Below are 12,106 nucleotides of genomic sequence, written 5' to 3' on the forward strand. Positions count from 1 at the left end.
CTGGCTGCTGTATGGCAGCAACCTTTTTCTACCTCTTATGATACCGCAGGTTTTTCCTGTGGGCAAGGAGGATTATGGTGTGATATAATGTAATGAACACAAGAGAGCCAGCGGGAACTCGCTCATTCTTGACGAACGGCGAAATTGTGAAGTGATGTAATCACGACATAATGAGCGCAAGAGAAAAATAATCAGCTACAAAGGCAGGACTATCATTATGAAAAATTTTTTAAAGGGAATTGGCATCGGCATCTGTATCGGCATTCCACTGCTTGCGGTCTTGCTGATCGCATCTCACATCACAGGATGGCCATCTTTTTTACATAAAAATGCATCCATGCAGGAAGAATTTTCACAGGATTCAGAAGTAGAGGAATCTGGTTTTACCGGAAATACCGGTATCGAGAATGATTCCTATCAAGAATCTGATTCGAACTCGGAAGATACAAGGAACAACGAGTCCGGAATGGCAGAAGACTCCACTCAGGTATCTGAAGATGCCGATATAAGCACAGACGAAGCATCGGGAACCGGCGATGTACTTCTGGCCTTTGCCGGTGATGTAATGTTTCCAGAAGCTTATCTGGATGCCTACAACCGTTCCGGCATCCAGACACTTGCTGACAACAATATGCTGTCCCATATGCAGGATGCTGACCTGTTTATTTTCAACGAGGAATTTCCGTTCAGTCTTCAGGGAGAAGCCATGGAAGATAAGCAGTTCACTTTCCGTGCCGACCCGAAATATGTGAAGATTTTTCAGGATCTGGGTGCTGACATTGTGACTGTTGCCAATAACCATTCTCTTGATTTTGGCCGGGATGCTTTCTGTGATACCCTTGCCACTCTGGATCAGGCTGGCATCACCCGGATCGGCGGCGGCTATAATGACGCCGAGGCATCTGCACCTGCTACACGCACCATCAATGGACAGACCTTTGCCATCTTTGGTGCCACCAGAGTCTCTCCTTCCTGGGACTGGTATGCCACTGACAACCAGGCCGGAATCTTCCAGACCTATGATCCAGCCAGATTAAATGCAGCCATCAAAGAAGCCCATCAGACTTGTGACCATGTGATCGTCTTTGTACATTGGGGCATCGAACGAAATGAAACCCCCGAAGATTATCAGAGGTCTCTTGCAAAAGGTTATATTGATGCCGGAGCTGATCTGGTGGTCGGCTGCCACCCTCATGTGCTCCAGGGCTTTGAATACTACAATGGGGTTCCCATTATCTACAGTCTTGGAAATTATTTATTCGGAAATCGTGATGGGCAGACGGTTCTGCTGGAGACCACCTTCTCCGATGAAAATCCACCCTCTGTGAAGCTCATTCCCTGCCAGCGCTCCGGCGGTGTTCTGAAAGAGATTCAGAATCCATCCGGATTGTACCAGAAGCTGACAAATCTGTCCTTTGATGTGACCGTTGGGGAAGATGGTGTGTTGAAGGATCAGGAATAACGAGTAAAAAGTATGTCTGGAGGAAATATCTGCAGAAATATTCCAAAGAAACCGCGACAATTTGTCACGGTTTCTTCTATCCTCTTACCGGATCAAATGCATTTTTTCAATGATCCAACTTTCATTTTCCATATGATATTCTTTCCCACAGTAGGGGCAGATCCGCTGTCTGACGGCATCAAAGCTGCCGCCACAATCAGGGCAGAAGACAGATGTGATGGAGAATCCCGGCTCTTCCTGTCTGGAAATATTTTTCACAAAGACTGTGTCGATGCAGTCTCCGCATTTCTTAATCTTTCCATCATTTTCATAATAATTGATCCACCAGGTTCGGATAGACATGTGCATCTGGTCTCCTTCCAGCCAGAGTTTGTTCAAGCAGAGGCCATTGGTATAGGTCATCTCCAGAATATCTGCGAACTGTGCATCCCGCGTTCCGGCCGCATAGCAGGCCAGATTCTCCGGTTTTTCCGCCAGGACCGCCATACGAACCAGCGCCACCAGTTGTCCCTCAAATTTATCAAAGGAAAAATTCTTATCATATTTCAGCATCGTATTGGTGATCTTTCGCTTGGAACTGGTCCATTTGAGCAACGAAATATGTTTCATGCCATCCCGGTCAAAAACTGCAGCCAGAAGTCTTGCATCTCCCACCAGATAACCGATCATACCACCAGCTAGCAGTGCCATCATAAAGCTGTTGAACAGCATGGACGGCAGCGCCCGGAAATTGGTAAATATATTGTGAAATAAAGTAATGACGAATACGCTCGCCATAGACAGGGTCATGGTCTGCGTAAAGATCTGCTTGTAGCTGGCAATGGATTTCGTCTTTATAAAGAAGAAATTCACAACTCGTGGGAACAGATCCCTGATCCGAAATCTGGTGCCGCAATAAGGACAGCCCTCCTCCAGCTTCAGCGCCACATTTACCGCACCACATTGGGGACAGGTCACTCGAATCTGATCTGCTCTCGTCGTATCCGGCGTGTGCGCCACGATTTCATACATAGTCATCTCCGATTGCTGCTCGAAAACCGTCTCATTTGCATTGTGAAATGCAAGCGTTCCAGACACCTGCTCAAAAAACATATCCGTAGTATACCAGAGGGATTTGCGAGATCTTTTTCCAGTTCCATAACCGGTTCCTTTGGTAGGAACGACTCGTTTCTCCATCTGCAATCCCTTGTTCCGCAGACGCTCTCTCTGAAGCTTCAGAAAATATGCAATATCTCCGTCGGCATCCTCGGGGAGTTCCTCCTGTCGATACCAGGCATTCAATCCCTTCGCAAAACGGTCGTAAATAAAATGCTTGTCATCCCATTCCGGCGCATACTCCCTGTAGGTTTTATCATCTTTCAGATATTTTCTGACCCATTTCGCCCCATAAAGACACAACAAGCATCCTGCCACCAGAAGTGCCCCTTTCAATCCTGTGGAAATATCTAGCGTCAAACAGGAAATCAGCGTCGTACCCGCTGCAATCGCCACCGCACCTTTGAACAGGTCGCCGCCAGATGCCTCCCTGACTGTTATTCTTCTCTGCGTCCGAATCTCTGAAAAAGCCATATTTCTTCTCCCGCCTTTGATCTTTTGTATGGGGTATTTTACCATATGCTTATAGGGCAAACAACAAAAACCGCTGCCCACACATGCAGCGGTTTTCATTATAGGAGTTATGTACGTTATATGGGATGTGGAGAGCCTTTTACGGTAGATTCCTATACACAAAAAATACAAACAGAACTACTAAAAAAATATACATTCCTGCTTTTTCCCATGTCCTAAGCCGCAGATCTTTATCCGTTATATATGCATATAAAGATTTTAACACAAGCCATAGTAAAAATGGTCCCCACAAAAGCAGAACAGGATGAGCATTATATGCCTCGCGAAAATTTCCGTGCAGCAATTCCAAAAGCATATGTGTGACTCCACAACCAGGGCATTGCAAATGTGTAAAATACCGGAACAGGCAAGGAAATCCTGTTCCGGTATTGCTTACAAACACTGTATAAATGCCCAACATCAGGCATATCAGAAAAACATTTTCTATACGCTTATGATTCATGCCTCATCCTGTTCAATCAGTTTGTTAAGCTCATGCTGAATCAATGCATATGCAATCACGCCTCCAAAGATATATAAAATCAAATAGAGCACTCCCCCGTTAGAAGCCGGCGTTCCTCTGTTAGCCTTTGCCTTATCAATCTTTTCGCCACAGCAATATGCCCAGTAGAGACCATAAATGCCGCAGGTGATCAATGTGAAGATCAATGCCATGACTCCTGTGGTTTTCTGTTCACCAGCCGCCTGATTCGTTTCATCTGTCAGGCATACAAACCAGTATAAGCCATAGATTCCACAAGTAATCAGCGTAAAAATAATACTCAGTGCAATATTTCTTTTCTTCATAACACACTTCTCCTTTGTGTTTATTTTTATTGATTATATCACTTATAAGACTTTTAGACAATGTAAATCAGACTTTCATATATAAAAAACCTATACTTAAATCATCTTCACTAATCTTCTGAAAGTGCTCGGCAAAGTTCTCTAAAAGCAGTTCCTCCACTTCCCTTTCCTCATATTTCACCAGCCATCCATTGATTCTGGCAACTGAGGACGGCGATCTGCAGAAAGTTGCCAGGTTTGGGAAAAAAATTTTATTTTTTGCATAAAAATACCACCGGTTTCTCAACCAGTGGCATCAATCAACTTTATTGTTTTACCAAAGAATTATTGATGGATGTGCCCCTTCCCAGATTTCTTTTGGGCTAACAGGCGTGTAGTAGCACAATCTCTACTTCAATAATTCTTTAAGTAATTTTTCATGCGGGTAACAGGACTTGAACCTGCACGGGATGTCCCACCAGAACCTAAATCTGGCGCGTCTGCCAATTCCGCCATACCCGCTCAACGGATTTATCTTATCATCTGTGACTGAAAAAGTCAAATCAAAAGGCACTGCTCATCGCAATGCCTTTTTCACATAATTACAGTTCATCTGCACCATTCGCAAAATCACGCTTGCAGCGCTTTTCACTGCTACGTGGTTGCCTGCCTTACTGCTCCAGCACCAGTTTTGCCGAGCCATACATACCGGCATCATTACCAAGTGTTGCCAGCACAAATTTTGCGCCGCGGCAGCCGCGGAAGGTATATTTGAGATAATATTTCTTTATGTATTCCAGGATGACCGGGCCTGCTTTGGACACGCCGCCACCGATGACAAATACTTCCGGATCAACCGTAGATGCCACATTGGCAAGTGCCAGCCCCAGATATTTTCCGAAACGTTCTGCCACATCTTTGGCAAATGCATCGTCTGCTTTTACTGCATCCCAGATATCTTTGGCAGTCATGGTCTCTGGCTGAAGGGTTGTTCCCTTGGTATCAGCTCCCTGACGGATCATCCATTTTGCAAGAGTCACCATTCCATTGGCAGATGCCAGCTGCTCCAGGCATCCCTGGTTGCCACAGCCGCAATTCCAGTCCACAGCATCTTCCACATGAATGTGTCCGATCTCGCCGCCTGCACCATTGGCTCCGGTAATGATCTTTCCATCAATGATGATTCCACCGCCAACACCGGTTCCCAATGTTACCATGACACCGCTCTTATGTCCGGCTGCGGCGCCTTTCCACATCTCCCCCAGAGCTGCCACATTGGCATCATTGCCACCCTTACTCACAAGACCGGTCAGTTCGGTCAGTTCTCTGGTGACCTCTTTATAGCCCCAGCCAAGGTTTGCGGTATGCGGCACAATGCCCTCTGCATTGATCGGCCCCGGAACTCCGATACCGATACCAGTCACCGAATCCTTCTCAATTCCACGCTCTTCCAGCTTCTTCTGTACTGCTTCTGCAATATCCGGAAGAATGGCTTTTCCTTCATTCTCGGTTCTGCTGGGAATCTCCCATTTTTCCAGCAGCTCACCGTCCACACGGAACAGTCCCATCTTCACAGTGGTTCCGCCTACATCAATTCCAAAACAGTATTCTTTCATCCCTTTATCCCCCATGGTCTTATTTTTTATTGCGGCTAATACTCTCCTGCACTCTGCGATACAGCTCCTGAGCTGCATTATAGCCCATCTTCTTCTGTCTGTGATTAACAGCCGCAGACTCTACGATAATCGCCAGGTTCCGGCCCGGACGGATCGGAATTGAATGACAGGTCACTTTATTACCAAGGAACTCGGTGTATTCCTCATTGAGTCCCAGACGGTCGTACTCTTTGTCCTTGTCCCACTCTTCCAGTTTGATGACCAGATCAATGCTCTGGGTCTCACGGACGCTTTCAACACCATACAGAGTCTTCACATCAATAATACCGATACCGCGAAGCTCGATGAAATGTCTGGTGATCTCCGGTGAGGTTCCTACCAGCGTATCATCGCTGACTTTGTGGATCTCAACCACGTCATCGGTGATCAGACGGTGACCACGCTTGATCAGCTCCAGAGCAGCCTCACTCTTACCGATGCCACTCTCGCCCATGATCAGGATACCTTCACCATAGACATCCATCAGAACACCATGGATAGAAATACATGGTGCCAGCTCCACGCCAAGCCAGCGGATAACCTCTGCCATCAGGTCAGATGTGATGCGATGGCTGGAAAGCAGCGGCTTGTGATATTTCTTCGCCAGCTCGATCATATCCTCATCCGGTTCTGTCCGGGTGGAATAGATCACACACGGAATATCGCTGGATAAAAACTGCTCATAATTGGCCAGCTTTACATCTCTGTCCAGACTTTTCAGATAGGTATATTCTACATATCCAATGATCTGTACACGCTCACTTGCAAAATGCTCAAAATATCCGGCAAGCTGCAGAGCCGGACGGTTGATCTCCGGGCTGCTAATCTCGATCTCATCGGTGGATACTTCCGGCACCAGATTTACAAGCTGCAGCTTCTCAATCATCTTATTTAACTTTACGGATGACATATTCTGTACTCCTTTTCTTCACGCGGCTGAACCGTTTCCAGCCTTCATATAGTAAAAGTTTAACACGTTTAATTCTGCTTCGCAACATGGAAAAACTCGTAGACCTGACGGGCTGACAGACTGTTCATCCCCTCTACCTGCGCCAGTTCTTCCTCGCTGGCTGCCTTCAGATCATCCAGAGTCTGGAATGCCTTCATCAATGCCCTCCTTCTTGCCGGACCAATACCTTTGATATCGTCAAGCACCGAATGCACCTGCTCCTTGCTTCTAAGAGAACGGTGATATTCGATAGCAAACCGGTGGGCCTCATCCTGAATACGTGTCACCAGACGGAAGCCTTCACTGTCCCGGTCAATAGGAATCTCCACATTATTAAAATAGATGCCTCTGGTCCTGTGGTGGTCATCCTTTACCATACCACATACAGGAACGTGCACGCCAACTGCATCCATAACCTTCAGCGCGATGTTCACCTGCCCACGGCCTCCATCCATCATGATCAGATCCGGATAAGTCTCATAATGAGAGAGTCTTCTGGTCAGCATCTCTTCCATACTGGCATAATCATCAGCCCCCTGTACCCCACGGATCCGAAACTTTCTGTAATCAGATCGCTTCGGTTTTCCTTTTTCAAATACGACCATAGAGCCGACTGTCTGGAAACCGCTGATATTGGATATGTCGTATGCTTCCACTCTGGATATCTCCGGCAGATTCAAAAGACCTGCGATCTCCTTCATGGCACCGATGGTTCTCCCTTCTTCGCGGCGGATCCGCTCTTTATCCTGATCCAGCACCATCTTCGCATTTTTCTGGGCAAGCTCCACCAACTTCTCCTTCTCACCCTTCTTAGGCACACAAATATGCACCTTCTGACCTTTCCGCTCGCTCAGCCAGCTCTCGATAACTTCCGCTTCCCCGATCTCATACTGCATCATGATCTCTCTGGGAATATACGGAGTTCCTGCATAAAACTGCTTCACAAATGCTGCCAGGATCTCTTCTTTCTTATCATCTGCCGCAATGTGCAGACAAAAATGATCCCGTCCGATGAGACGTCCATCCCGGATAAAGAACACCTGTACCACCGCATCTTCCCGGTCTTTCGCCATAGCGATCACATCTTTATCTTCCATATCACTGTTCGTGATCTTCTGCTTCTGCGCGATCTTCTTCACACTTCCCAGCAGTTCCCGATATTCAATGGCTTTCTCAAACTCCATCTCTTCTGCCGCCTGCTGCATCTTCTCTTCCAGTTCTTTCAAAATGGGAGCATAATTTCCATTGAGAAAATGTAATGCTTTTTTCACGGATTCTCCGTATTCTTCTTTGGAAATGTAGCCCTGACAGGGGGCTGGACACTGATGAATGTGATAGTTCAGACAGGGCCGTTCCTTTCCCTGCATCTTCGGAAGCTGCCGGTTACAGGTGCGGATTCCATACAGCTTGTGGATCAGATCAATGGTATCCTTTACCGCAGCTGCGCTGGTATACGGTCCATAGTATTTTGCTTTGTCTTTGTACATCTGTCTGGCAAACAGCACTCTTGGGAAATCCTCCTGAACCGTTACCTTGATGAAAGGATATGCCTTATCATCCATGAGCATGGTATTGTATTTGGGCCGATGCTCCTTAATCAGATTGCACTCCAGAACCAGAGCCTCCAGCTCTGAATCCGTGATAATATACTCAAAGCGCGCAATATGGGTGACCATCTGCTCGATCTTCACCCCTTTATTGCGGCTGGACTGAAAATACTGCCGTACACGGTTCTTAAGCGAAATGGCCTTGCCCACATAGATGATTGCATCCCGCTCATCATGCATCAAATATACGCCCGGCTTGGACGGCAGTTTTTTCAGTTCTTCCTCAATATTAAATGCCATAATTATTTACTCTGCGAAAATCAATTCTTCCTGGTGATATTCATTTGCTTCATCTCTCACCTTATGGAAGATCTCCATAAATTCTTTACCGGTAATGGTCTCCTTTTCGATCAGAAATGCAGAGATCTGATCCAGACACTCACGGTTCTCTGTGAGCAGACGTTTTGCTTCCTCATAAGCTTCCTTCAGAATCCGCATAACTTCTTCATCCACATGGGATGCCGTCTCATCACTGCAATTCAGAACACTTCCATTGTCCAGATACATGCTCTCTCTGGATTCCAGTCCCATAAGACCGAACTTCTCGGACATACCGTACTGGGTCACCATGGCTCTCGCCAGATTAGTCGCCTGCTGGATATCATTGGATGCTCCGGTGGTAACAGAATCAAATACTACTTCCTCTGCTGCACGGCCTCCCATGCATACGACCAGACGGGCAAGAATCTCTTTCTTGGACAGAAGGAACTTCTCTTCCTCCGGTGTCTGCAATACATAGCCAAGAGCTCCGCTGGTACGCGGAATGATTGTGATCTTCTGTACCGGCTCAGCATCCTTCTGAAGTGCACTGGTCAGTGCATGACCAACCTCATGATAGGATACCACTTTCCGTTCTTCTTCACTTAAGATCTTATTCTTCTTCTCTTTACCCATCATGACCACTTCCATGGCGTCAAACAGGTCTTTCTGGCAGATGGCTTTTCTGCCATTCTTGACAGCCATGATAGCTGCCTCGTTGATCATATTTGCAAGATCTGCACCTACTGCCCCACTGGTTGCCAGTGCAACAGCTGCCAGATCCACCGTCTCATCCAGCTTCACATTTTTCACATGAACCTTCAGAATGTCCTCACGACCTTTGAGATCCGGGCGCTCCACGATGATCCGGCGGTCAAAACGGCCCGGACGCAGAAGGGCCTGATCCAACACCTCCGGACGGTTGGTTGCCGCCAGAATGATGCAGGCCTGATTGCTCTCAAATCCATCCATCTCAGCCAGCAGCTGGTTCAGGGTCTGTTCCCGCTCATCGTTGCCTCCCATACGGGAATCACGGCTCTTGCCGATGGCATCGATCTCATCAATAAATACGATACAAGGTGCATTTTTCTTAGCTTCTTCAAACAGGTCACGGACACGGGATGCGCCCACACCTACGAACATTTCCACAAAATCAGACCCTGCCAGAGAGAAGAACGGCACATGTGCTTCTCCTGCCACAGCCTTTGCCAGCAATGTCTTACCAGTTCCGGGAGGGCCTACAAGCAGTGCACCTTTCGGAAGCTTTGCACCGATCTCGGTATATTTTTCCGGATTATGAAGGAAGTCAACCACTTCCACAAGAGATTCCTTTGCCTCTTCCTCACCAGCCACATCCTTAAATGTGACACCTGTCTCTTTCTCAATATAAACCTTGGCTTTGCTCTTACCGACGCCCATGACGCCTCCGCCTCCGCCCATACGGCGCATAAATCCGCTGAACAGAACCCACAGAAGAATCATCGGTACCACAATGGACAGAATATTCAGCGCAATGCTGATCATAGCATCATTCTGGATATATGGCTGGATCTCCACATTCTTCTCTCTCATCAAAGGAAGAAGCTCTGTATCATTCGCCATCTTACCTGTATAATAAGTAAGCGTTACTCCATCTTTATCTTTTTCCTTCGGTGTGATCTTCCATGTAGAACCCGTATCCTCCACAGAAGCTACCTCATCTGCCTCCAGCATATCCAGGAATTTATCATATGTAATCTCCTGGGATGTTGCCTGTGTGTACTGATTGTTAAACAGTGCCCACACCAGGATCGCAGCTATTACAAAGACAGCAAACATCAACATATTCTGTGTGTTTTTCGGTGCTTTGCCGCCATTGTTATTTCCATTCCCTTTATTGTTTGGGGGTGTATTGTTATTCATCTTTCTCCTCCTTGTGCGTAACACTTCTTATTATAGTGAACCTTCTTTTATAAATCAATACACCTGTTCGCAAAAAATCCGTACTTTTTATAAAATAAGTATAAAAAAACAAAAATTTTTAAATGGTATTTTTATTTTAGAAGCGATATAATATAAAATGTTTTTTTAATTACATTCAGGAGGATTTAACCAATGCCAGTAAAATACGTATTTGTAACAGGTGGCGTTGTATCCGGTCTTGGAAAAGGCATCACTGCCGCTTCCCTCGGACGACTGTTAAAAGCGCGCGGTTACAAAGTAACCATGCAGAAATTTGACCCTTATATCAACATTGACCCAGGTACCATGAACCCCGTACAGCATGGTGAGGTATTCGTGACCGATGACGGCACCGAAACCGATCTGGATCTTGGACATTACGAGCGTTTTATCGACGAAAATCTTGATAAGAATTCCAATGTGACCACCGGAAAAGTATACTGGTCCGTTCTTCAGAAGGAGCGTCGCGGCGATTACGGCGGCGGAACCGTTCAGGTCATTCCTCACATTACCAACGAAATCAAAAGCCGATTTTATCGGAATTACACATCCGAAGATATGCATATCGCCATCATAGAGACCGGCGGTACTGTCGGTGATATTGAAGGTCAGCCGTTCCTGGAGGCAATCCGTCAGTTCCAGCATGAAGTCGGTCATGAAAATGCGATCCTGATCCATGTCACACTGATCCCTTATCTGAAAGCATCCGGTGAAATGAAGACCAAACCAACCCAGGCTTCTGTCAAAGAGCTGCAGGGTATGGGAATCCAGCCGGATATTATTGTATGCCGTACCGAGCTTCCGCTGGAAAAAGGCATCAAGGACAAGATTGCTCTGTTCTGTAATGTTCCGAAAGAGCATGTTCTTCAGAACCTGGATGTGGAATATCTGTATGAAGCACCGCTTGCCATGGAACAGGAGCATCTGGCGCAGGCTGCCTGCGAATGTCTGAACCTGCCGTGTCCGGAACCGGATCTGTCCGACTGGACCAATATGGTAGACAAGCTTCGTCATCCGACCACAGAGGTCAACATTGCACTGGTCGGAAAATATATTCAGCTTCATGACGCTTACATCTCCGTGGTAGAAGCACTGAAGCACGGCGGTATCGACAATCGTGCTGTTGTAAATATCAAATGGATCGATTCCGAGACCGTTACTGAAGAAAATGCAGATGAGCTGTTTGGTGACGTGACCGGTATTCTGGTTCCCGGCGGATTCGGAAGCCGTGGTATCGACGGCAAGATTACCGCTATTAAATATGCCCGTGAACATAAGATCCCGTTCCTTGGCCTGTGCCTTGGTATGCAGCTGTCCATCGTGGAATATGCAAGAAATGTTGCCGGACTGGACGGTGCCCACAGCATCGAGCTGGATCCGAACACCCAGTACCCGGTGATCGCACTGATGCCGGATCAGAACGGTGTGGAGGATATTGGCGGAACCTTACGTCTTGGTTCCTTCCCATGTGTGCTGGATAAGACTTCCAAAGCTTACGAACTGTATGGCGAAGAACTGATCCATGAACGTCACCGCCATCGCTACGAGGTCAATAATGATTTCCGTACAGTCCTGACCAGCCATGGCATGGTTCTCTCCGGCCTGTCCCCGGATGGACGTATCGTGGAGATGATCGAGCTGAAAGATCATCCGTTCTTCATCGCAACCCAGGCTCATCCGGAGCTGAAATCCAGACCGAACCGCCCACATCCGCTGTTCAAAGGATTTGTGGAAGCTGCTGTGAAAGCAAAAAAATAAATCATAATCGAGTAGGAGGGAAAATTAAATAAATTTTCCCGACCTCTCACACCACCGTACGTACGGTTCCGTATACGGCGGT

General features: G+C 46.9%; 9 protein-coding genes and 1 tRNA gene. 2 read left to right on the top strand and 8 right to left on the bottom strand.

Going from position 1 to position 12,106, the window contains the following annotated elements:
- Positions 1-217 precede the first annotated feature (217 nt).
- Positions 218-1,462: a CapA family protein gene (locus WMO62_RS14605; protein ID WP_349145132.1), complete on the top strand. Its 1,245-nt coding sequence runs from the start codon at positions 218-220 to the stop codon at positions 1,460-1,462.
- Positions 1,463-1,546: 84 nt separating this feature from the next.
- On the opposite strand, the gene WMO62_RS14610 is transcribed toward WMO62_RS14605, so the two are convergent.
- The 8 genes from WMO62_RS14610 to ftsH form a co-directional block, all read right to left on the bottom strand.
- Positions 1,547-3,031 carry a hypothetical protein gene (locus WMO62_RS14610; RefSeq protein ID WP_349145133.1) on the bottom strand — a complete coding sequence of 495 codons (1,485 nt, stop codon included), beginning with the start codon at positions 3,029-3,031 and terminating at the stop codon, positions 1,547-1,549.
- Between the two features lie 139 nt (positions 3,032-3,170).
- On the bottom strand, positions 3,171-3,533 hold the full coding sequence (locus WMO62_RS15870) for a DUF2752 domain-containing protein (RefSeq protein WP_118627468.1): 363 nt from the start codon (positions 3,531-3,533) through the stop codon (positions 3,171-3,173).
- Positions 3,530-3,877: a DUF4234 domain-containing protein gene (locus WMO62_RS14615; protein WP_118438501.1), complete on the bottom strand. Its 348-nt coding sequence runs from the start codon at positions 3,875-3,877 to the stop codon at positions 3,530-3,532. The genes WMO62_RS15870 and WMO62_RS14615 overlap by 4 nt, the downstream gene beginning before the upstream one ends.
- Before the next feature lie 419 nt (positions 3,878-4,296).
- A tRNA-Leu gene (locus WMO62_RS14620) sits at positions 4,297-4,378 on the bottom strand.
- A gap of 149 nt (positions 4,379-4,527) precedes the next feature.
- On the bottom strand, positions 4,528-5,472 hold the full coding sequence (locus WMO62_RS14625; RefSeq protein WP_349145134.1) for an ROK family glucokinase: 945 nt from the start codon (positions 5,470-5,472) through the stop codon (positions 4,528-4,530).
- A 19-nt stretch (positions 5,473-5,491) separates the two neighbouring features.
- Positions 5,492-6,421, bottom strand: a complete 930-nt coding sequence (hprK, locus tag WMO62_RS14630; protein ID WP_117499585.1) for an HPr(Ser) kinase/phosphatase — start codon at positions 6,419-6,421, stop codon at positions 5,492-5,494.
- Between the two features lie 68 nt (positions 6,422-6,489).
- Entirely contained in the window at positions 6,490-8,307 is a 1,818-nt protein-coding gene (uvrC, locus tag WMO62_RS14635; RefSeq protein ID WP_117499586.1) for an excinuclease ABC subunit UvrC, read from the bottom strand.
- 6 nt (positions 8,308-8,313) lie between these two features.
- Positions 8,314-10,227: an ATP-dependent zinc metalloprotease FtsH gene (gene ftsH, locus WMO62_RS14640; RefSeq protein ID WP_178753741.1), complete on the bottom strand. Its 1,914-nt coding sequence runs from the start codon at positions 10,225-10,227 to the stop codon at positions 8,314-8,316.
- A 192-nt stretch (positions 10,228-10,419) separates the two neighbouring features.
- Between ftsH and pyrG the strand changes: the two genes are divergently transcribed.
- Entirely contained in the window at positions 10,420-12,024 is a 1,605-nt protein-coding gene (gene pyrG, locus WMO62_RS14645) for a CTP synthase (RefSeq protein WP_349145135.1), read from the top strand.
- Positions 12,025-12,106 lie beyond the last annotated feature (82 nt).

This window comes from Hominiventricola aquisgranensis, from assembly GCF_040096225.1.
GTDB classification, from domain to species: domain Bacteria; phylum Bacillota; class Clostridia; order Lachnospirales; family Lachnospiraceae; genus Hominiventricola; species Hominiventricola aquisgranensis.

What these genes read in the sequence shown, in the direction of transcription:
- hprK (WP_117499585.1), bottom strand. Translation starts at nt 6,421, where the DNA reads ATGTCATCCGTAAAGTTAAATAAGATGATTGAGAAGCTGCAGCTTGTA.
- ftsH (WP_178753741.1), bottom strand. Translation starts at nt 10,227, where the DNA reads ATGAATAACAATACACCCCCAAACAATAAAGGGAATGGAAATAACAAT.
- WMO62_RS14605 (WP_349145132.1), top strand. Translation starts at nt 218, where the DNA reads ATGAAAAATTTTTTAAAGGGAATTGGCATCGGCATCTGTATCGGCATT.
- WMO62_RS14610 (WP_349145133.1), bottom strand. Translation starts at nt 3,031, where the DNA reads ATGGCTTTTTCAGAGATTCGGACGCAGAGAAGAATAACAGTCAGGGAG.
- WMO62_RS15870 (WP_118627468.1), bottom strand. Translation starts at nt 3,533, where the DNA reads ATGAATCATAAGCGTATAGAAAATGTTTTTCTGATATGCCTGATGTTG.
- WMO62_RS14615 (WP_118438501.1), bottom strand. Translation starts at nt 3,877, where the DNA reads ATGAAGAAAAGAAATATTGCACTGAGTATTATTTTTACGCTGATTACT.
- uvrC (WP_117499586.1), bottom strand. Translation starts at nt 8,307, where the DNA reads ATGGCATTTAATATTGAGGAAGAACTGAAAAAACTGCCGTCCAAGCCG.
- WMO62_RS14625 (WP_349145134.1), bottom strand. Translation starts at nt 5,472, where the DNA reads ATGAAAGAATACTGTTTTGGAATTGATGTAGGCGGAACCACTGTGAAG.
- pyrG (WP_349145135.1), top strand. Translation starts at nt 10,420, where the DNA reads ATGCCAGTAAAATACGTATTTGTAACAGGTGGCGTTGTATCCGGTCTT.